Origin of the sequence: Leptolyngbya sp. FACHB-60 (assembly GCF_014695775.1) — a bacterium.
Taxonomy (GTDB): Bacteria; Cyanobacteriota; Cyanobacteriia; order Phormidesmidales; family Phormidesmidaceae; genus Nodosilinea.
Map to the genome: position 1 here is coordinate 64,177 of NZ_JACJOX010000026.1, position 25,289 is coordinate 89,465.

General features: G+C 58.3%; 20 protein-coding genes. 7 read left to right on the plus strand and 13 right to left on the minus strand.

Features of this window, described 5'->3' with window-relative positions; genetic code table 11:
- Nucleotides 1–81: 81 nt before the first annotated feature.
- Complete coding sequence (locus tag H6F57_RS10205) at nt 82–612, plus strand: phosphoribosyltransferase family protein (protein WP_190630243.1); 531 nt, start codon at nt 82–84, stop codon at nt 610–612.
- On the opposite strand, the gene H6F57_RS10210 is transcribed toward H6F57_RS10205, so the two are convergent.
- The 6 genes from H6F57_RS10210 to gloB all read right to left on the minus strand — a co-directional run bounded on the left by H6F57_RS10210 (nt 578) and on the right by gloB (nt 8,124).
- Nucleotides 578–1,744 (minus strand): tetratricopeptide repeat protein, encoded by a 1,167-nt coding sequence (locus H6F57_RS10210; RefSeq protein WP_190630241.1) that lies wholly within the window; start codon nt 1,742–1,744, stop codon nt 578–580. The genes H6F57_RS10205 and H6F57_RS10210 overlap by 35 nt on opposite strands.
- 185 nt (nt 1,745–1,929) lie before the next feature.
- A complete protein-coding gene (locus H6F57_RS10215) occupies nt 1,930–2,553 on the minus strand; it encodes a hypothetical protein (RefSeq protein ID WP_190630239.1) in 624 nt (207 codons plus the stop codon).
- Between the two features lie 94 nt (nt 2,554–2,647).
- Nucleotides 2,648–4,288 (minus strand): CHAT domain-containing protein, encoded by a 1,641-nt coding sequence (locus H6F57_RS10220; protein WP_190630237.1) that lies wholly within the window; start codon nt 4,286–4,288, stop codon nt 2,648–2,650.
- A 46-nt stretch (nt 4,289–4,334) separates the two neighbouring features.
- Nucleotides 4,335–6,719 (minus strand): protein phosphatase 2C domain-containing protein, encoded by a 2,385-nt coding sequence (locus H6F57_RS10225; protein ID WP_190630235.1) that lies wholly within the window; start codon nt 6,717–6,719, stop codon nt 4,335–4,337.
- A gap of 187 nt (nt 6,720–6,906) precedes the next feature.
- A complete protein-coding gene (locus H6F57_RS10230; RefSeq protein ID WP_190630233.1) occupies nt 6,907–7,254 on the minus strand; it encodes an NAD(P)H-quinone oxidoreductase subunit M in 348 nt (115 codons plus the stop codon).
- A 96-nt stretch (nt 7,255–7,350) separates the two neighbouring features.
- Nucleotides 7,351–8,124 (minus strand): hydroxyacylglutathione hydrolase, encoded by a 774-nt coding sequence (gene gloB, locus H6F57_RS10235; protein ID WP_190630231.1) that lies wholly within the window; start codon nt 8,122–8,124, stop codon nt 7,351–7,353.
- Nucleotides 8,125–8,351: 227 nt separating this feature from the next.
- On the opposite strand from gloB, the gene H6F57_RS10240 reads away from it, so the two are divergent.
- From H6F57_RS10240 to H6F57_RS10250, 3 genes are all read left to right on the plus strand, one after another.
- Nucleotides 8,352–8,549: a hypothetical protein gene (locus H6F57_RS10240; RefSeq protein WP_190630229.1), complete on the plus strand. Its 198-nt coding sequence runs from the start codon at nt 8,352–8,354 to the stop codon at nt 8,547–8,549.
- A gap of 146 nt (nt 8,550–8,695) precedes the next feature.
- Entirely contained in the window at nt 8,696–9,757 is a 1,062-nt protein-coding gene (locus H6F57_RS10245) for an NAD-binding protein (protein ID WP_190630227.1), read from the plus strand.
- Between the two features lie 44 nt (nt 9,758–9,801).
- Nucleotides 9,802–10,353 (plus strand): DUF1697 domain-containing protein, encoded by a 552-nt coding sequence (locus H6F57_RS10250; protein WP_190630225.1) that lies wholly within the window; start codon nt 9,802–9,804, stop codon nt 10,351–10,353.
- Here the strand turns inward: H6F57_RS10250 and ileS are convergent.
- From ileS to H6F57_RS10275, 5 genes are all read right to left on the minus strand, one after another.
- The gene (gene ileS / locus H6F57_RS10255) at nt 10,336–13,218 is read right to left on the minus strand and encodes an isoleucine--tRNA ligase (RefSeq protein ID WP_313933659.1); all 2,883 of its coding nucleotides are present in this window, start codon (nt 13,216–13,218) and stop codon (nt 10,336–10,338) included. The two genes, H6F57_RS10250 and ileS, sit on opposite strands and share 18 nt — an antisense overlap.
- 130 nt (nt 13,219–13,348) lie before the next feature.
- Nucleotides 13,349–14,491: a Ycf66 family protein gene (locus H6F57_RS10260; protein WP_190630223.1), complete on the minus strand. Its 1,143-nt coding sequence runs from the start codon at nt 14,489–14,491 to the stop codon at nt 13,349–13,351.
- A 190-nt stretch (nt 14,492–14,681) separates the two neighbouring features.
- Nucleotides 14,682–15,707 (minus strand): anti-sigma factor antagonist, encoded by a 1,026-nt coding sequence (locus tag H6F57_RS10265; protein ID WP_190630221.1) that lies wholly within the window; start codon nt 15,705–15,707, stop codon nt 14,682–14,684.
- Between the two features lie 203 nt (nt 15,708–15,910).
- Nucleotides 15,911–18,592 (minus strand): aconitate hydratase AcnA, encoded by a 2,682-nt coding sequence (gene acnA, locus H6F57_RS10270; protein ID WP_313933658.1) that lies wholly within the window; start codon nt 18,590–18,592, stop codon nt 15,911–15,913.
- Nucleotides 18,593–18,754: 162 nt separating this feature from the next.
- Nucleotides 18,755–19,720 (minus strand): J domain-containing protein, encoded by a 966-nt coding sequence (locus H6F57_RS10275; RefSeq protein WP_190630217.1) that lies wholly within the window; start codon nt 19,718–19,720, stop codon nt 18,755–18,757.
- 164 nt (nt 19,721–19,884) lie between these two features.
- Here H6F57_RS10275 and H6F57_RS10280 point away from each other — a divergent pair, with 164 nt between their 5' ends.
- The 3 genes from H6F57_RS10280 (at nt 19,885) to H6F57_RS10290 (ending at nt 23,548) form a co-directional block, all read left to right on the plus strand.
- Nucleotides 19,885–20,256: an NINE protein gene (locus H6F57_RS10280; RefSeq protein ID WP_190630215.1), complete on the plus strand. Its 372-nt coding sequence runs from the start codon at nt 19,885–19,887 to the stop codon at nt 20,254–20,256.
- A 52-nt stretch (nt 20,257–20,308) separates the two neighbouring features.
- The gene (locus H6F57_RS10285; protein WP_190630213.1) at nt 20,309–20,794 is read left to right on the plus strand and encodes a ComEA family DNA-binding protein; all 486 of its coding nucleotides are present in this window, start codon (nt 20,309–20,311) and stop codon (nt 20,792–20,794) included.
- A gap of 354 nt (nt 20,795–21,148) precedes the next feature.
- Nucleotides 21,149–23,548, plus strand: a complete 2,400-nt coding sequence (locus H6F57_RS10290; RefSeq protein ID WP_190630211.1) for a phosphoketolase family protein — start codon at nt 21,149–21,151, stop codon at nt 23,546–23,548.
- Between the two features lie 14 nt (nt 23,549–23,562).
- On the opposite strand, the gene H6F57_RS10295 is transcribed toward H6F57_RS10290, so the two are convergent.
- Both H6F57_RS10295 and H6F57_RS10300 read right to left on the minus strand, forming a co-directional pair.
- On the minus strand, nt 23,563–24,948 hold the full coding sequence (locus tag H6F57_RS10295; protein ID WP_190630209.1) for an FAD-containing oxidoreductase: 1,386 nt from the start codon (nt 24,946–24,948) through the stop codon (nt 23,563–23,565).
- Nucleotides 24,948–25,259: a hypothetical protein gene (locus tag H6F57_RS10300; RefSeq protein WP_190630207.1), complete on the minus strand. Its 312-nt coding sequence runs from the start codon at nt 25,257–25,259 to the stop codon at nt 24,948–24,950. The genes H6F57_RS10295 and H6F57_RS10300 overlap by 1 nt, the downstream gene beginning before the upstream one ends.
- Nucleotides 25,260–25,289 lie beyond the last annotated feature (30 nt).

The following is a 25,289-nucleotide window of genomic DNA, read 5'->3' on the forward strand; positions in this document are numbered from 1 at the left end:
ACTCTACACTTGGGCTTAATTGAAGCTTAAATCGGGCTGAGCACAGCGGCCTGCTGGGGGCCGCTTCAAAGGAGGATGGACATGGCTGATTTTTACGTAAGCTGGGACGACTACCACCGGGATATTGAAAAGCTGGCAATTCAAATATACGAGTCGGGCTGGGAATTCAATCAAATTGTCTGCCTGGCTAAAGGGGGGCTGCGCATCGGCGACACCCTCTGTCGACTGTTCGATGTGCCCCTGGCAATTCTGTCCACCGCTTCCTACGGTGGGGCCGATGGTCGTACCCGAGGGTCGATTACCTTCTCCCGCGATCTGAGCATGACCACCCCCAGCCTGGGTAGCCAGGTGCTGATCGTTGATGACCTAGTCGATTCGGGCTACAGCCTCAAGAAATCTATGGCCTGGCTGCACCACAAATATGGTTTTTACATTGAAGATGTGCGGACAGCGGTGCTCTGGTACAAAGCCGAATCGATCATCGAGCCGGACTATCACGTGGTCTACTTGCCCGACAACCCCTGGATTCATCAGCCCTTTGAGCGCTACGAAACCATGAACCCAGCCGAGCTAGCGGCTAGTTATCAGCCTCAGCCGGAATCGGTGGCTTAGCTAGCTCTACGGGTGCAGCCGAGGCTTCGGGCGGACCGTAGAGGCGTTGGTAGCCCCAGTAGCCCCCTAGCAAGGTCACCAGAGTCAGGGAAATAATGCCCCCGGTGCGGCACAGCCCCTGAATAGCTTTAGAGGCTCGCAGGGCGCTGAGGTAGTCTCCCTGCTGGTAGGCTTGGCGCAGGTTCATCGCGTAGGCCAGGGCCGGAATGCCCAGGGGCGGAAAAATTACGAAGGCGGTCAGCAGCACCCGACGCCACCGGGCTGGAGGGCAGGGCTGCCCCTGAAACACCTTGTAATGGCCTCGCCACTCGACCATCGACTGGTCTTGCACCTGGCCCGTGAGGTCGAAGCTGTAAATGTCGTCTATTTGCCAGCTGACGAGCAGGGCGCGAATTTGATTGGGTAGGGTGAAATAGTTGAGGCCAACCCCTACCGGGCGATGTACTTGAATGTGGAGATGCCCGTCTTGATGCTCGACCTCGACAACAATCTGCCTGAGCCCCAGCTCAGCCTGTAGGCGTTGGGAGAGGGCGCGATCGCGGTGAACCTGCTGCAAGTGATGCAGCTTCAGCCGTGCCTGATCGAGGTTGAGATCGTTGCAGAGAGCCAGTTCCCAATCGTGGGCAGCGGCGGCGGTTTGACCCAGCCGCTCATGAACGTGGCCCCGGTGCAGGTAGACCTCAGCCAGATTGGGGTTGGCGTCCAGGGCAGCGTCAAAGTCAGCCAAGGCGGCGGTGTAGTCCTGCTGCCGAAAATACAGCAGCCCCCGGTTGTAGTGAATTAGAGCATGGCCGGGCTGGTGCTGAAGCGCCTGCTGCCAGTCGGCCAGGGCCAGGTCATCTCGCCCCTGCTGACAGTGGAGCAGACCGCGATTGCCATAGGCGCGCACGCTGGTGGAGTCAAGGGCGATCGCCGCCGAAAAATGCTCCAGCGCCGCCGTTGTATCCCCCATTTGCCAGTGGGCCTTACCCAGTTCGATGTGGATGTCGGCTGGACAGGGCGAGTGGTCTAGGGCCTGGGGCAAAACCGTCAGCGCCACCTCAACATTGCCCTTTCGCATCTGAGTCAAGGCCTGCCGATGACGATAGCGAGCCTGCTGACGACGTAACCAGGGGGTGAGGTAGAGTCCCATAGACCTTGGAGAATAATGTGGATGAGAAGCAACCACCCCCATGATTTCCCCGGAAATTGGGCCGTGTCAGTGAAGCATTACGAGAACGTAACGGAGCATTAGGGCTTGGTAGTCGCTGTGATACAGAATCGCTAACTCATTGCCGCGATCGCCACCCCCGGTAGAAGGATTTGTATAAAAGTTATCTATAGAGGTTCGCTACCTTCGCTCTGGGCCACCTTGAGGGCCACCGAGGCTACGGTCAGGGTGAGCCGCGCTTGCTCCAGGCTAGATAGCGAGTCCCAGTCAGTCGCCGGAATCGCCCGCAAATTAAGCTCTAAAATTTCGCCCCGGCCATCACGTAGAGAGTAGGCCAAGGGGCGAGCCAGTACCGCCAAATCGTCAGCGTTCCAGCCGGGCAGAATGTCATCCACGCACTGTACCAGCTGCTCGATCAGGGGTTGACCACTGCGAGCCAGGGCAGTGGCAGAGCTCGCCAGACGGTGCAGCAGCTCGCTGGGTACACGACTCTGAAACTGCCGCAGTTGCTCAAGCACCGGATTCACGGTCGGCTGAGACTCGGGGTCGCCCATCTGGGTTGCCATCTGGGCAGATAGAACTTGCCATCCCGCTGCGATCGCAGCATTCGTCTCCCCGCCGTCGAGGACCTCAAACTCTGTCTCTAGGCTAGCCAGGTAGGCTTCGGCCTCGGGGGCCAACGGTTGCCAGGGATACCCGGTTTCGGGGTTGAGAATACTGGCAAGCAAATCGTGTTCAGTGGCCATGGCGGACTCAGCGGCGGAGTTAGAAGACAGGGAAGACTGATTCATAGCGTTATCTACAGATGCACAAGAGGGTAACAAAACCTGATGACTGTGGATACATTGCGCTACTGGGAGATTCCGTACGGAGTGAACAATTTCCCTAGCAGGGCGGGGACGATTTTGGGCTACCCTCAAGGGTAAATTCCATTAATTCGCCTTCGGGACTGCCAAACCGAATAGCCGTACCCAGGGCGAGGGGCACCTCGGCCCGGTGGACGTGGTGCCAGCTGTGGTTATCAAAGTAGTACGACCCATAGCGGGAGCGATCGCGTAAGTAATAGTAGGTCTCCTGCGCGCCGTTCTCAAACTGGGTGCGGCAGAAAATTTCGGCGTGCTGCCCCGAGACCCAGGGTTCTAAAATCACTAAGTCGTTGTCGGGCAGTCGCCCCACCCGCAGATAGCCGTCGTAGAGCCGCCACAGGCGACTCGGGGTGGCCAGACAGCGCAGCACTACCGATTGGGTCATGCGCAGGTCTTGTCCGGGTAGCTGGGTTACAGCTAAGGCTGCCTCGCGCAGCAAATGCCCTTCAAACTGGGGATGCTGGTACAGCACCGGCAGCGTCCAGGCCGGGTGGTTAAAGCGGTAGGCCGTCAACAGGTGTTGTCGAGCCAAGGCCACTGCCTGATCGACAGGCTGCCGCTCGGCTAGCCCCCGAGCCAGCACCTGAATGAAACTCAGCGCCTCCTCGTCGGCAATGGAGTCGCGCATGGCCAGCACCGCCGGCACCCCGTGGTGCAGCAGCACCTCCGCCAGACTGCTGCGGGGGATGACCTGCTGCTGTTGCAGGTCGGGCTGAGCCCCCCAGCAGGTGTTGAACACCGCCAGACGAATGCCGTTGTGGGCCAGCCCCTGGGCCAGCTCGGTGCCGCTGAGGCTGCCCCCCTGGCGCAGAAATAGCATGCCGCCGTCGGGAGCGGGCACCCCATGACCGGCATAGAAGAATACGTTAAAGTAGCCAGTTTCTAAGGCCTTAAGCAGGGTTTTGGCATCGGGTTCTAGCAGGGTTTGCACCTGGCAAACCACTGGGCTCGCCCCCCGGTAGCTCAGGCGAGAGGCGCTCAGCTCCAGTAGCTGCTTCAGAGCCTCAGCTTCCTGGGGCAGCTGCAAGACCTGCTCAGTGTCTCCAGCGCTGGTGCCGGGGTCATCTTGACCCAGCACCAGCAGAATTCGCAGTGAGATGTCGGGCTCTGCCGCAGGCAGCGGTTCGACGGTGCTAGCGGTGCGGCTAAATAACACCTGAGGCCCCAGCGAAAGGGCAGGGCAGCCAGGCTGGGGCTGCATAATTTCCCAAGGCAGGCTGATCAGTTCGGGAGGGCGCACCTCTAGCCGCAGTTTGAGCGGGCGATTTTGGCCGATCGCTATGCCCAGGCTGCGCTCTAGGGTCTGGCGAATGGGGCCGTCAAACAACCATTCCCACAGGCTGACCCCCAGCCCCTGCATCAACCGGCCGGTGTAGCCCCCGGCTTCCGCCGTCGGGGCCACCCGATCGAGCAGATCGTCGAGGTGAAACTGAGGCACATAGGCCGAGGGCACGTGGGGCACCTGGGGCAGCCCTCGCAGCGAAAAAAACTGCTGCCAGCTCTCCCAGATTTGGGCCATTTGGCCATCCCAGAGGCGATCGTGATGGGCATAGCCCCCCGGGAACGGACTCTCTAGTACCCAAATGGCGTAGTGGGTAGAGTCGGCCTGGGTGAGGCGATCGATGGCAAGGCACAGGGTAAGGTCATCGGACGACGGCATAGGCAGGCCTAGGGCATAGGGCCAAGGGGTAAGTGAGGGGCGGCAGCTAGGGCGTGCAGCGACCCGCTTGGGCCGGGGTGACTAGCTTTAGCAATGCGCCTGCCCCGTAGATCTGGCGAGTCTGCACCCAACCCTCTTCTCCCGGAGCTAATAGGCGTTGACCCAGATTAGGGGCGGTAGGCAGGGCAGAAGGGGGTTGATTGGTTTCCTGAGGTTGTTGGTCAAGGGACTCGCCCGAGGGAATTGAGCAGACCCGCAACCGCACCCATTCGACATTGTCTGCCGTGGTCTGGCGACTGACAACCCTGAGTACGCTGCCTGTAGCTACGGCTCGAGTCTCGCCTGCCGCCGTACTCAAGGCAGGCTGTTGACCTAGCTGTAGCAGTTCACTATTACCGGTTGCACTTAAAGGCGGGGCAGACTGCCAAAACGAGCCAACAGCGATCTCAACAATGGCGGCCAAGGCGGCCTCTGGCAGCGGTCGCCCCGCCAAAGCAGGTACCAACCCTGACAAGGCCATTGGCCGGAAAGCGACAGGCTCAGAGGAACTGCGGTTCAAGGCTAAGCCCACGCCTGCTAGGGCGGCGAGCACCACACCAACACCTCCCAAAAAGGGCACCCAAGGAAAGCCCGAACGTCTAGGAGCCGGGGTTGGATCGACTGGTGAGGCTGGGGCCACTAGGCGAGTTGACGGCGTTACGGCTGCATCGCCGGCCAGGGGAGAACCCTCGAGAATGCTGGGGATAATTTTATCTGCCTGCCGTAAGGAGCCCGCAGGCAGGGTCGGCAGCGGGCCTATCTGAGGCATAAACCGCATCAGCCCAACGGTGACGTTGTCGTGGCCATTGAGCCGATTCGCATGCTGAATTAGGGCGGCTACAACCGGACTAAGAGGGCCAGAGGCCGTAATTAGGGGCGTTACCAGGTGGGGAGCGAGGATTTCGACGCGATCGTAGTCGCTAAGACCGTCAGAGCAGAGCAGCAGCACCATCGGGTCATCGAGCAGCAGATGCTGGACGGAGGGGTAAAGCATCCCCGAGTCGCTAATGCCCAACGCCTGAATGAGTGCCCCGCCGCTGGGCAGCTGGACGGCCTCCGAGTAGAGGGCGTAGCCCATTTGGGCCTCTCGGGAAGCAACGTCGTCATCAACGGTGATTTGGTAGCAGGTGTAGGGGCTGATGCGGTAGGCGCGACTGTCGCCAATGTGGGCGATAGAAACGTAGGGAAAATGCACCAAAGCCACCACTACGGTGGTGCCCATCCGGGCACGGGCTGAGCGATTCTCATCGTTGTTGCGGGCAGAGATGGCATCGTTGGCCAAAATGAGGGCCTGCCTGAGGCGCTGGGCGATCGCCCCCGGAGATGGATAATCCTGCTGAGTGAGGGGTTCTAGCTCCTGCTGAAGCAGCTTAATAGCCGTTTGGGAAGCCACACTACCCTGCTCATGGCCGCCGATGCCGTCGCACACCAGCAGCAGTGGCAGGGTGTCGATGCTGTCGGCCGAGCTGGGCAGCCGCTGCTGGCGCGGGTCATTTTCGGGATAGCAGGCATCTTCGTTGCGATCGCGGGTTGGCCCCTGATCGGTATCCGCCGCCCAATCCACCGTCGCTGACAAACCCTGGGCCAGAGTATGAATCGCTCCCTCCAGCTCGGCTACCAGCTCTTGATCAGAGGCTAATTTCCCCTCTTTAAGGGCCTTACACAGCCAGCTGAGGTAGGGGCGCACCTGGGGTTGAGCCGTAGCCACCAGCGACTGCCATCGCTGGCTAAGCTGAACCAAAGTAGGACTAGGATCGTCAGCTACTAGCGTGGTGAGCCGCAGCAGCGCACCATCTACCCGCAAGTCATCGAGTTCTAAGAGAGTAGTGGCTAGGTGCTCTTCTATCAGCGTTGGCCACAGAGCGGCTACCTGCCGTAACCAGTTGAGCTGCTGCAACGGCGAACCCTCTGGCCACCGTTGAGCTAGGGAGGGGAGGATGGCGGCTTCAATTTTTCCCTGCCCAGGAGGGGGGCCTTTCTCAGCAACAGTCTGTGGATGCAGCCGCACAGCGATGGGAGCACTGTCTAGGAGCAGTACCGTAGCCGCCAACCCAGTTTGCTCTGAGGTCAGGTAAGCGTAGGGGCGAGGAACCTGCTGGGCCAAGTGAAACAGCTTCAGGTAAGCCATTACCGAGGCCGGAATCTTCTCTAGGGGAGGTGGTGGGGTATCGGGGCGCGTGTCGAGCCAAAGCTGCTGCCTCCCCTGGGCTCGTTTTTGACCCTCGCCCCAAACCAAAAAGCGCCCGGCGATCAGCGTGCCAGAGCGCCCCGTTAACGGCCCATCACCAACCGCCAGCACAAAATGATACAGCAGGGGAGTTTGGCAGACCTTACAGTGGCTGGCAGGTGGGGTCGAAACCGACCGACAGGATGGATTAGAGCACTGGATCACGATCCGTTTGGGGTAGGTAAACAGCTCTTAATCTCTCATGGTATCTAACCCCAGCCTATCTAATGCCAGAATCTTTAGCCCTCAGCCTAAATGACCTCGAATAGCGCCAAGTCTGGGCAATACCTTACCTATTCTTCTACATCTTTTTCCAAAGCCGTTGCCGCCTAGGAAAAGGCCAGGGATAGCCCTAGCCAGCCGACTTATCAGCCTCAACCCGAGGCAGCCCCATGCTGTAGTTAAGAGCGCGGCTCTTGAGGTTGTAGCTAATCGCCCCTTGCTGCAGGAGTTGCCGGATAAAATGCTCTAGATCGGAGCCGATGCGGCGCAGATTATAGTCGGTCAAGTCTTCTCCGGCGGCGGCATCAACGAGGCGATCAAACTCGGCATAGACGGCCTTGATGGCATCGTCAGACCAGTTAAACTCGTTGTCGGGGTCAATGTCTAGGGTGAGTTTGTCGTCGCTAGGCACCAACTCGTTGTTGGCAACAATGGCGGTATAAATGTGAACATGCCGAGTGGTCGATTTGAGCATCATAGCCAGGTGTCGCCCTTCTAAATAGTTGTGGTCTAGGGTGATTTAACCCCAGGATGCGCTGTTGTGATTGTATAGCACCCGTTCCCTAGCCAGAGCCTAGAACAGGTCTTTTTTGCCCCTCAGCCGGGCAAAGGTCTGTACAGTCGAGGTGCTGTTCATCGCCTGCTGTAGGTTAGCTTGATCCCACCGGAGAAAGGGATTGGTCTGCTTTTCGAGCCCTAGCTCGGTGGGCACCGTAGGCTGGTCTTGAGCGCGGGCAGCCTGGACCTGTTTCAACCGCTGTTGTAGAGCAGCATTGGTGCCATCCACGGTGACAGCAAACTTGAGGTTGCTCAGCGTGTACTCGTGGGCGCACCACACTCTGGTTTGGTCAGGCAGCTGACGCAGCTTGCCCAGCGACTCAACCATCTGCTGGGGGGTGCCCTCAAATAGGCGACCGCAGCCCCCAGCAAACAAGGTATCACCGCAGAAGAGTTCTCCCCAGTCGTGGGGGGTAGCCGGAGCTACGTAGTAGGCGATGTGGGCACGGGTATGGCCGGGCACAAAAATAACCTCGGCCTGGCAATCGCAGATCGGTACCCGATCGCCCTCCTGCAAAAAATGGGTCTGCCCAGGAATACGACCCCGATCTTCGATGCCACCGTAGACCTGAGCCTGGGGAAATTGCTCTAACAGCTGGCGGTTGCCGCCCACGTGGTCGCTGTGGTGGTGGGTATTGAAAATGGCAGTCAGCGTTGCACCTAGCTGTTTTAGGGTGTGGAACACTGGCTCGGCGTCGCCGGGGTCAACCACGGCAGCCTGCCCCCGCTCAACATCGTGGAGCACAAAAATATAGTTGTCGCGGAAGGCCGCTACCCGGTGAATGTCCATGGGGTGCTCCTGGCTTTGAACTGTTTTTTCCGTAACTTTTCTGTGGAATACCTGCTGTTGACCAAGCTTTAATGCAGGTTTACTGAATCTTCACCAGTTGCTCAACCGTAGTGTTTAGAGATTGGGCATGCTGGAGGAAGCATCAAATTGTAGCAAGGGCTACAACCGCTGCGGTGCAGCCCTGCATGCTTCTACTATCGTCACTCCTGAATCGAGGATTTGCAATCATGGTGTCGTTTCTACCTGCCCCAGATATTCAGTCGCTTGTCAGCGTTGCCATAGAGCAAGGGACTTTGAGCCGCCGCGACCATCTGAGCCTGTCGACGGCAATGTTGAGCAATCCTTTGCTGACCACCCGCGATCGCCAGTACATCAACCAAGTATTTGACAGTATTCGCTCTGGGCGAGTGCGCTTGGCCGACTAAAGCTTTTTTCAATTGAGCACCGTTGCGCCCTGGCTAAGCCCAGGGCGTTTTGCTTTTACAATTTAGGGCAGCTAGGGCTGCGGTAAGCTACGGCATGGCCGGGCTTGGGGCCACGTTCAGATCTAGAGGTTCAGCGGTCAACACCTGTGCGTCAAAACCGCCCTCGCTATGGCGAAACGATTGTTGAAGAAAACTATCGGCGCACCCGGCAACACCTGATTCGTGGGGCGATCGCCCTGGGCTGTGTAATGGTGTCGGGCGTGTTTTGGTACCACTTTGTGGAGGGGTGGAGCTGGCTAGACTCGATCTACATGGCGGTGATTACTCTCTCGACCGTAGGCTTTGGCGAAACCAACCCGCTGAGCCCCAGGGGCCGCCTCTTTACTATTCTGCTAATCATGACGGGGGTAGGTGTGATTGCCTACATCCTCAACAATCTCACCGAGGCGATCGTGCAGGGGCACTTTCAAGCCGGGTTTCGCTCACTTAAGCGGCGCAGATTTATGGAGTCTATGCAGGGTCACTACATCATCTGTGGTCTCGGCCGCACGGGTCGCCAGGTTGCCACAGAGTTTTTTGCAGAGAACATTCCTTTTGTGGTGGTTGACTCTGAAGATGGCGCAGTGCAGCAAGCCCAACAGTTGGGATATATCACGCTTCAGGGTGACGCCACCCAAGACCAGATGCTGCTCCAGGCTGGAGTAGAACGAGCCCGCTGTCTGGTAGCAGCCCTGCCCTCCGATGCCGAAAACCTCTACATTGTGCTCTCGGCCAAAACCCTGTCGCCCGGCATTCGCACCATTGCCCGAGCCAGCAGCGAAGAGGCCATCCTCAAACTTCAGCGGGGCGGGGCCGATGTGGTGGTGTCGCCATACATTACTGGCGGCAAGCGGATGGCGGCGGCGGCCCTGCGGCCCCAAGTGGTAGATTTCTTAGACGGCATGCTCACCGGGGCCGAGCGCGCGGTCTATGTCGAGGAGTTTTTGCTGCTGCCTGAGAACTGTCCGATTATTGGCAAGACCCTGGCTGAGGCGCAGCTGGGTCGCCAGTCGGGGGCACTGATTTTGGCTATTCGCCGGGACGATAGGATGCTGATTTTTGCCCCCAGTGCCGATACTCGCCTTTACTCCGGCGATATGGTGATTAGCATGGGCAATGCCGACCAGCTGCGGCTGCTGAGCCAAATAATCAGCCCCATTGAGCGGTAGGCATTGCTACTACTTCGTAAACTAAGGAGACTTGCGGCAACCCTATGACCACCTATATCGCCCTAATTCGTGGCATCAATGTGGGTGGGAAAAGTCATCTACCCATGAAAGCGCTGGTAGCGATGCTCGAGGAGGTGGGCTGTCGCCAGGTTAAGACCTACATTCAATCGGGCAATGCCGTGTTTGAAAGCGAAGAAAAAGACGTTCTCAAGCTTTCAAGTCAAATTAGCTGTGCCATCGGGCAGCAGTACAACTTTGCACCCTGTGTCCTCATTTTAGAGATTCAGGAAATTCAGCGAGCCATCGCAGAAAATCCTTTTCCTCAAGCGTCAGCTGACCCGAAAGCGGTACATCTCGGGTTTCTGGCTACCCCTCCTGAACACCCCAAACTAGAAAAGCTAGAAGCACTCAGGAAAGACAGTGAAGACTTTCGACTGCTCGATAAGGTGTTTTATCTGTATGCGCCCGAAGGGATTGGCCGCTCAAAGCTAGCTGCTCACACCGAAAAATTACTTGGTGTGGCAATGACTAGCCGCAATTGGCAAACCGTGAGCGCTATTTGGGACATTGCACAGAGCCTAGAACGCTCCAGCTAGGGCCTCAACGCAGCGATCGCAGATCGTTGGATCATCGCTGCTCTCGCCCACGTGAGTCGAGTAGTTCCAGCAGCGATCGCACTTCTCACCCTCGGCATCCACTACGCCAATGCCTAGAGCATCAGACTCACTACTGCACTTAACGCCCGCTAAGGCTTCAGGAGTATCCAACACCTCCACCTGGGAAACCAGGAACAGGTAGCGCAGTTCGTCCACGTGGTTAGAGGCGGGGGCGACTGCATCCGTAGGATTCATCGCCGCCAGCTTCGCCCGCAGGTCAGGATCGGTCACATACAGTAGCGCTTTAGCCTCTAGCGAAGAGCCAATATCCTTCGCGGTGCGAGCCTGCTCTAGCACCCGGTTCACCTCCTGGCGAACGGTGCGGATCTGGCTCCACAGCTCCGCTAGGGCGGGCTGCTGCCATTGGTCGTCCATTTGCACCCAACCCGCTTGAAACACCGATTTGTGGGCGGTGGGGTAGGGCAGGTTTTGCCAAATGTCTTCGGCCATGTGGGAGAGCACCGGAGCAATGGAACGGGCCAGGTTTTCGATCGCGATCGCTAGCACCGTCTGACAACTGCGCCGTCGGAAGGAATCTGCCGCACTGATATACAGCCGATCCTTAGCGGCATCCAGGTAAAAGTTCGACAGATCGACCGCACAGAAATTCTGCACGGTTTGGAAGAACCGGAAAAACTGGTAGGTCTCAAAGGCGTCGGTAATGTCGGCAAACACTTCGGTCATACGATGCAGCATGTAGCGATCGAGCTCGGGCAGCTGCTCGTAGGGCACCGCGTCCTTCGCTGGGTCGAAGTCGTGCAGGTTGCCCAACAAAAACCGTGCCGTGTTGCGAATCTTACGATATACGTCCGACATCTGCTTGAGAATGTTGCCCCCCAGGGGCACGTCAGAGGAATAATCGACCGACGACACCCACAGACGCAGCACGTCGGCTCCGTAGGGCGGGTCTGTTTTTTGATTTTTGCCGCCGTTGATCACAATCGCCGGGTCAACCACGTTGCCGATAGATTTGCTCATCTTGCGGCCCTGCTCGTCGAGGGCAAAGCCGTGGGTGAGCACCGTCTTATAGGGGGCGCAGCCATTTACCGCCACGCTGGTTAGCAGGCTCGACTGGAACCAACCCCGGTGCTGGTCAGAACCTTCTAGGTAAATATCCACCGGGTATTCCAGCTCGCCGCGCTGCTGGGCTACCGCCGCCCAAGAGGAGCCGGAGTCGAACCACACATCCATGGTGTCGGTGCCCTTGCGGTAGGTATGGCCGTTGTTGCGGTACTGTTCTGGCAAGAGTTCCGCTTCGGTCAGCTCCCACCAGGCGTCGGAGCCTTTCTCAGCAAAGAGGGCCTTGATGTGGGCCAGAGTTACTTCGTTCAGCAGGGGTTCGCCCGTGGCTTCGTCGTAGAACACGGGGATGGGCATACCCCAGGTGCGCTGGCGCGAGATGCACCAATCGGAGCGATCGCCCACCATAGCTGTAATCCGGTTTTCGCCCGTGGCCGGAATCCACTGCACCGATTGAATTGCCTTCAGCGCCTCGTCGCGGAAGCCTTCGACTGAGGCAAACCACTGCTCGGTGGCGCGGTAGATAGTGGGCTGCTTAGTGCGCCAGTCGTAGGGGTACTTGTGGACGTAGGGCTCCTGCTTAAGCAGAGAACCCGCCTTTTCCAAGGCCTCAATCACCGCTGGGTTAGCGTTGGTCAGCACATTCAGCCCAGCAAAGGGACCGGCCGCCTCGGTCATGTCGCCCTTTTCATCCACAGGGCAGAGCACGGGCAGACCGTAGCGCTGGCCCACCTTAAAGTCTTCATCGCCGTGGTCGGGAGCGGTATGCACCAGGCCGGTACCCGACTCGGTGGTGACATAGTCACCGCCGATCAGAATGGGGCTGGTGCGATCGAACAGCGGATGGCGGTAGGTGGAGTACTCTAGGGCCGCACCTTTGATTTCAGCTTTCACCGTTAGCTCAGAGCCGAGCACCTGGGCCATGCGATCGCACAGATCCTTCGCGATAATCAGGTACTTAAACGGCTTCCCAGACGCCACCTCTACGACGGCGTAGGTCAGTGCCCCATTCACCGCCACGCCCAGGTTAGCGGGGATCGTCCAGGGAGTGGTCGTCCAGATCGCCACGCCCAGCTCACCTAGGTACGGCTCCAGCGCCGCCTTGGCGTCGGGGGACGCACTCACCATGGGGAAGGCCGCGTAGATGCTGGGGGAGGTGTGGCCTTCGGGATACTCCAACTCGGCCTCTGCCAAGGCCGTCTGAGAAGTGGGGCTCCAGTGGACAGACTTGAGGCCACGATAGATGTAGCCCTTTAGGTACATTTGGCCAAACACCTCGATTTGAGCCGCCTCGTACTCGGGCAGCAGCGTCAGGTAGGGGTGATCCCAGTCGCCCCAAATGCCGTAGCGCTTAAAGCTCTCCCGCTGACGATCGATCGCTTTAAGGGCAAAGGCTTTGGCCTTGTAGCGCAGCTTAATCGGTGTCAGATTGGCCCGCGCCTCTGGGTCCATGGCTTGAAGCACCTTGAGCTCAATCGGCAGGCCATGGCAGTCCCAGCCGGGCACGTAGCGCACCTTGCGGCCCTTGAGCAGCTGGTACTTGTTGATTGTGTCTTTGAGAATTTTGTTGAGGGCGTGGCCAATGTGCAGGTCGCCATTGGCGTAGGGCGGCCCGTCGTGCAACACAAACACCTCGCCGGGGTTGCTGGTCGACAGAGTTTCGTAGATTTGGTTTTCAGCCCAAAACGATTGAATCTCGGGCTCGCGCTGGGTGGCGTTGGCCCGCATGTCAAAACTGGTTTGGGGGAGAAGAACGGTGTCTTTGTAGCTTTTAGGGTCTGTCACAGCCGGAGGTTGACTAAAGGTGAAGGATGCTCGCGCCATTATGGCAGATTCGGCCCGCTTGACAATCGCTAGGGGCCATCTCTGGTGAGCCATCTCTATACATTAGGCCAGGTTGAGGGCAATTGTCGGACTAATCTCGGTGTTCAGCGTTGGGAGGATCAACCTCTGGGTCGCTGGGCCAATTTTCCTCTTCCTCGGCTTCGGGAATGCTGGCAACCTCACGGGCTTGAGGGTATGAGCTGGTTTCTTTAACGGCATCGGGTTCTGAGAGTACCCGCGGCTTTCCAGAACCGGGAACCGACTCAGAACGAGTATCCCTACGAGGATCGTCCCCTTCAAACCCGTCAAAACTCTCAGTTGCCTCAGTATCAACGATAGTCACCATCGAGGATGGGTCTACGCCTGACTCTGGGGTAATGGGATTAGGGCTAGCAGCAGGTGGACGTTTGGTTTTGGCTAATGGCGAAGGCCGAGGCGGAATTTCGATCACCGCTCGCTTGGGTTTAGGGCTGGTTTTGGCTTTAACGATGTCTCCCACCCAGGCCTTTAACCCGGCTAACCTCACCCCAACCGTAGGGGGCTTCTGCTTTGTTTTGACTTGAGAAGCTTTTGGGGGAGTTTTGGGAGAATTCTGAGGATTCTTGGAGGCTGGCACAGCCTGCGGGGTACGGGGCTGGGGCGATCGCGTTGCCTTAACCGGTGGCGAAGCCGAAGATTTGGCAGGCTCTAGAACAACGGGTTCTGGAATGTGGCTGACGGTCTCAGAAAAGATGGCACCAGGGAACGATGGCCGGCGAGGGCCAGGTGCCAACTCATCGACAAATTCGTAGTCCACATCTTTGAGGGACGACGCTCGAATTTCGCTAGTGGCGATCGCCGGATCGCCCGGCAATCTGCCGTCGTCTGCCTGAGGCAGCCAGCGCTCTAGGGGAGTACCCCGCAGCAGATCGACTGTCCACTGCTTCAGCTGTCGTCCAAAGGTCGGCCAGGAATCTTGAGTAATGGGCGTCTGCAAATCTAACGGCGTGCGCTTGCGGCGCAGGTTCAGGGTTTGCCAGCCCAGCCAGCCCAGCAGCACCACGCTCGCCAGATGACCCAGCAGCTCAGCGGGCGAGGTTTGAACGGCGCTAAACCACAGCACCAGGCCATAGAATGCCCCCACTCCGCTCCAAAAAAAGTCGTGGCGACGATGCACCTCAGGGAAAAAGAAGGCGGCCCCATATAGTGAGATGCTGCCCAACCAAACCGCGATCGCTAGAACATGAACCCCCATGCCGCCCACCGTGCCCGCTACCTCAACACCACTACTCTATCGCGGCTTGCTAGACCAGGTGCGACTGCACGGCTTTTCTAAAGTGGACAAGCTTTATTCTCAAGGAGAATAAAGCTTGTCAGGAGTTTTTCAGCAGAGCGGCCCATCCACCCGCCACTCCATTTACCCATGCATCGTTCTCAATGCTGCACTAAGACGCCCCAGCCTTCTTCGAGAACAGCACCAAAACGGTCTTGATGATCAGCTGAATATCGTAGGCCAGGCTCCAGTTCTTCTGGTAGTCCAGATCCATCCGAATCACGTCTTCAAACTTTTTCACCGTAGATCGGCCGTTGACCTGCCACTCGCCGGTCATGCCGGGTTTGACATCAAGGCGCTGCCACTCGGGCACCTTGTACTGCTCAATTTCATCGGGGGTAGGGGGGCGGGTGCCCACCAGGCTCATGTCGCCCTTCAATACGTTCCAAAACTGGGGCAGTTCATCGAGGCTGGTGCGGCGCAGAAAGCGACCCACTTTAGTAATGCGAGGGTCGTTTTCATTTTTAAACAGCGGCCCTTCTACTTCGTTCTCGACCTGGGCCTTAAGCGCTTCGGCATCGATCACCATGGAGCGAAACTTCCAGATTTGGAATCGTTTGCCCATCCACGAGCAACGCACCTGTTGAAAGAAAATCGGGCCGCCATCTTCGAGCTTAATGGCAATCACAATGGGCACCGACAGCACTGCGGTCAGCACCAGACCCACCAGCGCTCCGACAATGTCCAGCAGGCGCTTGCCCTTTGAGGCCACCGAGGGATGGGTGGTAAGCGCTACAAATCGCATTTCGGGCTTAAGGGCGGGGCTCTCGGGCTCACCGGCAACCGGTTCAAAGGTAAACAGCTGCTCGAGGTCAGTTAGCGCTAGCACCATGCGTACCTGCTCTTGCACCCCCCGCAGCACCATGGCAATGTCCTTGGTTTTGCAGGTGCGATAGCAGATGACTAGGGCACCCAAGCCACTGCTGTCGATAAATTGAGTCTGGCTCAGGTCAATAATGATGGTTTCAGGAGTTGGCTGGCTCAGGCAGTGGCGCTTCACCTGTTGCTCAAACTCGACCGCCTCAACAACGGTTAAAGTGGACGGCACACTAACAACCCGAGCGGTGTCTATCGCCTCATTAGAGAGCTGCTCTGCGACTACTTGTGGATCCTGATCTGGGGCAATGGATGAGGTCATACCGGCATCCCTGGTAATGGTGGTGGCAATAGGTACTGTCAGACTTCCCTTGACAATGTCCAAACTATAGAAGGCGCGGTCTGGTGTTGCCTTGACCACGCCTCCATCTTCAACGAGTCTTAACGAGTCGTTGATGAGTTGATTAGGAGCATCTGCGGATTTCTACCCTTGACGGACACAGAACGTCACGGTTCCAGAACTCCCTAAGCGGCTAATAGCTGCCGCAGCACGTAGGGCAAAATGCCGCCGTGGCGGAAGTATTCCACTTCATCTAGAGTGTCGATGCGGCACAGCAGCGGCACGGTGGTGCTGCCATTGTCGCCTCGGTGAATCACCAGGTTGACGGTCATACCAGGCTGAATGCCGCCGCTAAGCCCGGTGAGGTCAAAGGTTTCACTGCCGTCGAGGTGCAGCACGTCTCGGTGCACGCCGTCCTTGAACTGCAAGGGCAGCACCCCCATGCCCACTAGGTTGGAGCGGTGGATGCGCTCGAAGCTTTCGGCTACCACGGCCTTAACTCCCAGCAGTCGGGTGCCCTTGGCCGCCCAGTCGCGGGATGACCCAGTGCCGTACTCTTTGCCCGCGATCACCACTAGGGGGGTGCCGCTGGCCTGGTACTTCATGGCGGCATCATAAATCGACATATCGGTGCCATCGGGCATGTATTTAGTCACGCCGCCGGAGGAACCTGGCACCATCTCATTCTTGAGGCGAATATTGGCGAAGGTGCCGCGCATCATCACCTCGTGATTACCCCGGCGCGACCCGTAGGAATTGAAGTCGGCGGCGGTGACGTGGTTGCCCACCAGGTAGCTGCCCGCCGGGCTATCGGTTTTAATTGCCCCAGCGGGGGAGATGTGGTCGGTAGTGATGCTGTCGCCCAAAATTGCCAGGGGCCTGGCACCGGTGATATCGGCAAAGGCCTGACCATTGACGCTGGGAGCCATATCGGTGAAGTAGGGCGGATTTTGCACGTAGGTGCTGTCGCCGCTCCAGGTGTAGGTCTGGCTCTCGGGGGTGGCGATCTGCTGCCAGTCGGCAGTGCCGGTGAACACGTTGCTGTAGCGGCTGCGGAACATGTCGGGGGTGAGGGCCGCAGTCATCACCTCGAAGATTTCGGCGCTGGTGGGCCAAATGTCTTTGAGGTAGACGGGGCGGCCTTCGGGATCTTGGCCGATGGGGTCGGTTTTGAGGTCGATGGCGAGGTTGCCTGCGATCGCATAGGCCACCACCAGCGGCGGCGAGGCCAAATAGTTAGCCCTGGTGTGAGGACTCACGCGTCCCTCAAAGTTGCGGTTGCCCGACAGCACCGCGCCCACCACCAGATCGTTGCCATCAATGGCGCTGGCAATGGGGCCAGACAGGGGGCCAGAGTTGCCGATGCAGGTAGTGCAGCCGTAGCCCACCAGGTTAAAGCCCAGGGCATCTAGGTCTTCCTGAAGGTTGGCCTTTTCGAGATAGTCAGTCACCACCTGACTGCCGGGGGCGAGAGAGGTTTTGACCCAGGGTTTGACAGTCAGCCCTTTGGCCCGAGCTTTGCGAGCCACTAGCCCGGCACCAATCATCACCGAAGGGTTAGAGGTGTTGGTGCAGCTGGTGATGGCAGCGATCACCACGTCACCGTCGGTCAGTGAGTAGTTTGTGCCAGCCACAGGGACGGATTGCTTCTCGGCGTAGGGCTTGCCGCTAAAGCCAGGGAAGTCACTTTCCTTGAACTGCTGGGCCAGGGCTGCCAGGGTGACGCGATCTTGGGGCCGCTTTGGCCCCGCCAGAGAAGGTTCTACGGTCGCTAAGTCTAGCGATAGGGAGTCGGTAAAGACGGGCTCGGGGGCGGCAGCATCGCGCCAGAGACCCTGGGCTTTGGCGTAGGCCTCGACCAGGGCAACGCGATCGGGGTCGCGGCCAGAGAACTCTAGGTAGCGGATGGTTTCGCCATCGATGGGGAAGAAGCCGCAGGTGGCCCCGTACTCGGGGGCCATGTTGGCAATGGTGGCGCGATCGGCCAGGGTGAGGTGGTCGAGGCCGCCGCCATAAAATTCGACAAACTTGCCGACGACGCCCTTGGCCCGCAGCATCTGCACCACGGTGAGCACTAGGTCGGTGGCGGTAGCCCCCTCAGGCAGCTGCCCGGTGAGCTTAAAGCCCACCACTTCAGGAATCAGCATCGAGATCGGCTGGCCTAGCATAGCCGCCTCGGCCTCAATGCCGCCCACGCCCCAGCCCAGCACTGAGAGGCCGTTGATCATGGTGGTATGGCTGTCGGTGCCGACTAAGGTGTCGGGGTAGGCCACGGTTTCACCATTTTCGGCCTTGGTCCACACCACCTGGGCTAGATACTCCAGGTTGACCTGGTGGCAAATGCCGGTGCCCGGTGGCACCACGCGGAAGTTGTCGAAGGCGCTCTGGCCCCAGCGCAAAAAGGCGTAGCGCTCAAAGTTGCGCTGAAATTCTTTCTCGACGTTTTGGCCAAAGGCATCGGCACTGCCGAAGGAATCGACCATCACCGAGTGGTCGATGACCAGATCGACCGGAGAGAGGGGGTTGATTTTGTCGGGGTCGCCCCCCAGGTTGACCATGGCGTCGCGCATGGCGGCCAGGTCGACCACGGCGGGTACGCCGGTAAAGTCTTGCATCAGCACGCGGGCTGGGCGGTAGGCAATCTCGCGGTTGGAGGTTTTCTCCGTTAGCCAATCGGCTACCGCCTGCACATCTGTCGCCGTGACCGATCGCCCGTCTTCGTGGCGCAGCAGGTTTTCGAGCAGCACCTTGAGGCTAAAGGGCAGGCGGCTAATGTCGCCTAGGGTCGCTGCCGCAGCGGCCAGGCTGTAGATGGTGTAGGTAGTATCGCCTACGGTGAGGTGGGTCTTGGCGTCGAAACTATTCACAGGGCTGTTCACAGGGCTTGGGCTCTCCGATCGCGACGGGGATCTATCTACCTAGATCATAGATAGCGTTGCGATTTTATTACATTGGTCGTACTGCTGTGCTGTAGGCTTTGTTGCCAATCATTCCCTAAACCAAAGGATTGCCTGAGGACTGGCTAGAGCTTAGCGGCTGGGACCTTTAGAAAATAGCTTGCCAAACAGCGATCGCTTGGGGCTGTCTGACGGCTTGTTGTCTGGCTGCTTGGGCTTGTCCTGGGTCGGTGTGGCGGCAGGGCGAGGCGGGGGATCAGTCATGGTCAGGTTGAGCTGCCGAGCATACTTGAGGGCCACAGCATTCTTGGGATTGAGGCGCAAAGCCTGCTTGAAGTGCACCTTGGCCATGCCGGGCAGCTTTTGCAACAGATAGGCCTGGCCCATAAGGCAGTGGTAGCTGCTGTTTTGAGGCTCAATTTTCAGGGCATCCTTGAGTTCTTGAATAGCGGCCTGAACGTTTTTGCCCTTGAGATACTCCTGGGCTCGGCCGTAGTGGCGATCGGCGTAGGCCTGCCCCGCTGACCTACCGCCATTAGCAAGGTGGTCTGCTGGGGAATCAGAGGCGATGGTGGTGGCGGATACTAGCCCGCTACGCTTTTCGCGAATCACTGGTGCACCCATTTTGCGGCGCAGATACACCAGGTTGAGTTCGCTGAGCTGCTGGGTGCAAGCTTCAAACTCAGCTAGAGACTCGTATTGGCGATCGCACAGCTGATCGACGGCCTGCTCGTAGAACACGTCTACCTCGGCCTCGGCCACATCTAGCAGGTATTTGCCAGGTTTGCTGGTGGGCTGGAGCTGCTGATCGCGGCTGAGGCGGCGCACTTTGAAGCGGAGAGCTGCCAGCGCCTCGTTGCGGCCCTTTTCTTGCTTGAGGCGCTGGTAGGCGGGGTTGACTAGCTTGGGCAGCACCTGGTCGGCCAACAGGCGCAGTTCTGCTGGCACATCGACCAGCGCATCGGGGTGCAGCTGTTTGGCCACTACTCGATAGCGCTTGAGAATGCGCCGTTCATCGGCCGCTACTGACACACCCAGTAGCGCATAGGGATCGGTGAAACGTTTAAGCCATTCGGGGGAGAAGGCAGCGTGGGGCATTCAGGGGCAGAAATAGAGGAGTTTATTCTATTGTTGCGGAATTCGTCAGAACGGCGGATCAGAATCCGGAGGGCAATGTCGATTCTTTACGCCCGTCTTATACTGAATTCACAAGCTAGTTCAAAGCTTTAGTTTCTACGGGCTCCATACGATAGCGAAGGGCGATGATGTTGGCACAGCGTTCCCGTCGAACAGCCGTCATTCTAGCGTGGCTAGGGGTGTTAGCCCCAGTATCCGGATTCCACAAGTTTTATCTGGGGCAGCCCGTCTGGGGCACCCTCTATTTGCTCCTAAGCTGGACGCCGATTCCTCGGGTTGCCTGTGCTATTGAGGGCTTTTTACTGCTGGCCCAACCTGCCGATGCGTTTGCCCCCATGGAGTCTTCCTCCAATCGGGCCAAGGTGGGCCTTGACCCTGCCCAGGTTAGCGCTCTTGGGGTTGCCCTGCGGGAGCTAGACACCCTGCGCCAGGAGGGGTTGATTTCGGAGCTGGAGTTTGAGCAGAAGCGCCGCCAGTTTTTAGATCAAGTGGCCTAGGGATGCGACAGTGCTAAAACATTGGCAAGGCCTGAGGGCACAGTTACATCCTATGGCGGCTCGCTTGAGCCAACCGAGCTATCGGCTCCAGTCTTACCAGGAGGTTGAGGCGGCAGCCAAGCTGGGGTTCACTCTAGATGTAAACCGGGCGACGGTGGATGACTGGCTGCGGTTGCCGGGGCTGTCGATTCGCCAAGCCCAGGGGTTGGTGCGCCTGCGCCAAGCCGGGGTGCAGTTTAACTGCCTGGAGGATTTGGCGGCGGCATTGGGAACGGCCCCGACCCAGCTGACCCCCCTGGCTGCCGTGCTGTCGTTTTGCTATTACGAGGAGCACTGCGATACTTTGCCCACAGTAAGCCTCAACCAGGCTACGGTTTCCTGCCTGGTTCGTCTGCCGGGAGTGCCTGTGGCCTTAGCTGAGGCCATTGTGTGGGAGCGATCGCACCGTGGCCCCTACCAAGATTTAGCCGATCTACAAAAACGCCTGGGGCTACCCCCCGACTTGGTGCAGACCCTAATGTATTATTTACGCCCCTAACTGTAGAGCTCAATAAGCTTTAGAAATAGCTGTAACAATGCTCACAAAAAAATAGCTGTTTCAATTTGTTTTGTGGAGCTGCCTAAAGAGCGATCGCACCTGTCATTGGGTTGATTTTATCGAGTGAATAGTTTCTTGGAAGACTAGAACAAAATTATAAATCGCGATCGCTGCTTAATCTTAAGTGCTTATGTAGTCGGATTCACAGCCTTTCTTGGCTATCCTAATCGAAACTTAATTTTCAGGAAGTATTGTCTAAGCAATAGGAAATGCTCTAGAACGTTAACCTAGGACTGAAAACCCTGTTTTTAATTCTTTTAAAGATAGCGAGTACTTTTTGCTGGAATTAACACCATGGTAGTAGCCTCCCCTCCCAAAACTAAGCCCCTCACCGATGAGGAACTGCGCAAAACGCACGCCTACTGGCGAGCCTGCAACTACCTCGCCGTAGGCATGATCTATCTGCGCAGTAACCCCCTGCTAAAGGAACCCCTCAAGGCTGAGCACGTCAAGCATCGCCTGCTGGGTCATTGGGGGGCTTCGCCAGCCCTGAGCTTTACCTACATCCACTGCAACCGGCTGATTAAAAAGTACGACCTCAACATGATCTTTGTGGCTGGGCCAGGCCACGGTGCTCCAGGGGTGCTGGGGCCGGTCTATTTAGAAGGCACCTACTCCGAGATCTATCCTGACAAAAGCCCCGATGAAGACGGCATGCGCCGCTTCTTCAAGCAGTTTTCGTTCCCTGGCCACATTGGCAGCCATGTCACCCCCGAAACCCCCGGGTCTATCCACGAGGGGGGCGAATTGGGCTATAGCCTCTCTCACTCCTTTGGGGCCGCCCTCGACAACCCCGAGTTAATCGTCGCCTGTGTCGTGGGAGACGGAGAGGCAGAAACGGGGGCCTTAGCCACCTCCTGGCACTCCAACAAATTCATCAACCCGGCCCGCGATGGGGCAGTGCTGCCCATTCTCAACCTGAATGGTTACAAAATCGCCAACCCCAGTATTCTCTCCCGCATTTCCCACGAAGAGCTGGAGGCGCTGTTTGTGGGCTATGGCTACACGCCCTATTTTGTGGAGGGCAGTGACCCGGCCGAGGTGCATCAGCAAATGGCTGCGGTCATGGAAGAGTGCATTCTCAAAATCAAAGACATTCAGCAAAACGCTCGCGTCAATGGCAACCAGGAGCGCCCTCGCTGGCCGATGATTGTGCTGCGCACTCCCAAGGGCTGGACGGGGCCTAAGGAGGTGGATGGCCACAAAGTGGAGGGGTTTTGGCGAGCCCACCAGGTGCCTATGGGCGGCATGCACACCAACCCCGAACACCTGCGCTTGCTAGCAGAATGGATGCGCAGCTACGGCCCTGAGGAACTGTTCGACGAAAACGGTAGCCTAATTCCTGAGCTGAAGGATCTGGCCCCGGTGGGCCACCGCCGTATGAGCGATAACCCAAGCGCCAACGGCGGTATCCTGCGCAAGGCTCTGAAGATGCCCGAATTCCGCGAGTATGCGATCGACGTGCCTCGGCCCGGCAGTGTGGAGTTTGAGAACACTAAGGCCTTGGGCATTTTGATGCGCGAAATTATGCGCGACAACCCCAACAACTTCCGCCTGATGGGGCCAGATGAGACCGCTTCTAACCGGCTGAACCCGGTGTACGAGGTCTCCCAAAAGGCCTGGATGGCCGACTTTTTGCCTGAAGACCTCGACGGTGGCGAGCTGTCGCGCGACGGCCGAGTGATGGAAATGCTGAGCGAGCACACGCTTCAGGGCTGGCTGGAGGGCTATCTGCTCACCGGTCGCCACGGCCTGTTTCACAGCTACGAGGCCTTTGCCCACGTGGTCAGCTCGATGTTTAATCAGCATGCCAAGTGGCTAGATATCTGCAAAAACCATGTGCCCTGGCGGCGATCGGTGTCGTCACTCAACATTCTGCTGTCGTCGCTGGTGTGGCGACAAGACCACAACGGCTTTAGCCACCAAGACCCCGGCTATGTCGATCTGGTGACTAACAAAAGCCCCGACGTGGTGCGGGTTTACTTTCCGCCCGATGCCAATTGCCTGCTGTCGGTGGCCGACCACTGCTTCCGCAGCATCGACTACATCAACGTGATTGTTTCTGACAAGCAGAACCACCTCCAGTACCTCGACATGGAGCAGGCGGTGACCCACTGCACCAAGGGCCTGGGTATTTGGGACTGGGCCAGCAACGATGACTGCGGCACCGAGCCGGATGCTCCCGACGTGGTGATGGCCTGCTGCGGCGACATTGTCACCAAAGAATCACTGGCGGCGACCGCTATTCTGCGGGAAGAGTTTCCCCAACTGAAGGTGCGGTTTGTCAACGTGGTTGATCTGTTTACCTTAATTTCGTCTGGGGAGCACCCCCACGGGCTCAGCGATCGCGACTTCGACTCGCTGTTTACCCCTGACAAGCCAATTATCTTCAACTTCCACGGCTATCCCTGGCTGATTCACAAGCTGGTGTATCGCCGCTCAAACCAAGACCGCATCCACGTGCGGGGCTATAAAGAGCAGGGCAACATTAACACCCCGCTAGAGCTGGCGATTAACAACCAAATCGATCGCTTTAACCTGGTAATCGACGTGATTGATCGGGTGCCCAAGCTGGGTTCGGCGGCGGCTCATGTGAAGGAGAGGATGAAAAACAAGATCATCGAGTGCCTGACCTATGCCCACACCGAGGGCAAAGATCAGGATGAACTAGTCAACTGGCAGTGGCCCTACTAGGGGCGGCGATACCTTCAAGTCGGCGGCAGCGGCTGCATTTCGCCCACCACAGTGGGGAGCAGCTCAGATACCGTGGGGTGAATAGGCACGGCCCTCTGTAGGGTGGTGTAGGGCTGATCGGCAGTCATGATGTCGATCAGCCCGTGAATGGCCTCATCGCCACCAACGCCCAAAATTGCCGCCCCAAGAATGCGCTGGGTCTCAGCGTCGGCCAAGATTTTGATCAAGCCCTGGGTCTCGCCTTTCTCAATGGCGCGGCCCACTTTTGTCATCGGTCTGGTGCCCATGAGCAGTGGTCGCCCGGTGGCGCGAGCCTGGGCCTCGGTCATGCCGACGCGCCCTAGGGGTGGGTCAGTGTAGAGGGCGTAGGCGGGGATGCGATCGCTCACCCGCCGAGTCTCGCCATCGAGCAGATTGGCGGCGACAATCTCAAAATCGTTGTAGGAGGTATGGGTGAATGCCCCCCGGCCATTGCAGTCGCCTAAGGCCCAAACGCCCGGCACGCTGGTGCGGAGCTGATTGTCAACGGTGATGTAGCCGTGCTCGTCTGTGGCTATACCAGCGCGATCGAGGCCCAAATCATCGGTGTTGGGCTGACGCCCCACCGCTAGCAGGACGTGGCTACCAATCACCTCGGGTTCGCCCTCGGTGCAGTCAAGGTGCACCGACGCGCCATCAGCATGGGGGGCAAAGGCAATGCATTCGGCCCCCGTGCGCACCTGCACATCCTCGGCTTCGAGCATGTCTCGAATTGCGGTGGATACGTCTTCATCTTCCCGGGAAACCAGGCGCGGGCCTTTTTCAACCACCGTTACCGCTGCCCCAAAGCGACGGTAAATTTGGGCAAACTCTAGGCCGATGTAGCTGCCACCCACTATCACCAAATGACGGGGCAGACTGTCGAGCGCCAGCATGGAGGTATTGGTCAGATAGTCAATCTTCTCAATGCCGGGCATTTTGGGCACCCGCGCCCGCCCGCCCACGTTGATGAAAATTTGCGGCGCGGTCAGGAGTTCGTCGCCGACCTGTAGGGTGTTTGCGCTTTCAAAGCGGGCCTGACCACGGAACACGGTCAAGCGCTCCATGCTGCCGAGCCAGGCCTCTACCCCGCTGCGGGAGTTGGCAACCACGGCATTGGTTCGCGCCTTGACCTGGGCTATATCGACCTCGATCGCACCCGAGATCACCACACCGTAGTCGGCGGCGCGGCGGGCTAGGTGAGCAGCATAGGCACTAGCGACCAAGGTTTTAGTCGGCGTGCAGCCGGTGTTGACGCAGGTGCCGCCAAACAGATGGCGCTCGACTAGCGCTACGGTCATGCCCGCCGCAGTTAGCCGTCCGGCCAGCGATGGCCCCGCCTGGCCAGCCCCAATAATTAGCGCATCAAAGGATTGAGTCATTACAGCAGCCCCACAACTAAAACTCCGCCGACGATGGCGATCGCCGCCCCTGAGATAGCGCCACTGAGAATGCGATCGCCAAACTGAACCGGAACCTTACGACTTAGCGTAAAAAGAAGTTGGTCGGTGACGAATTCGCCCAGTGCCAGCGCTGACAAGATCCAGGGGGTGAAGCGGTAGCCCAGGAGGGCGAGCCAGCTGCCGGTTAGGTTGAGGTAGCCCAGGTAGGCGGCCCAGCTGATCGCGGCGATCGCGGTCATGGTGCGTAGACCTGCGATGATGCTTATCAGCAGCGCCAGCAAGTAAACCATAAGGGAGCCTCAACAGTTTTGCATCTAACA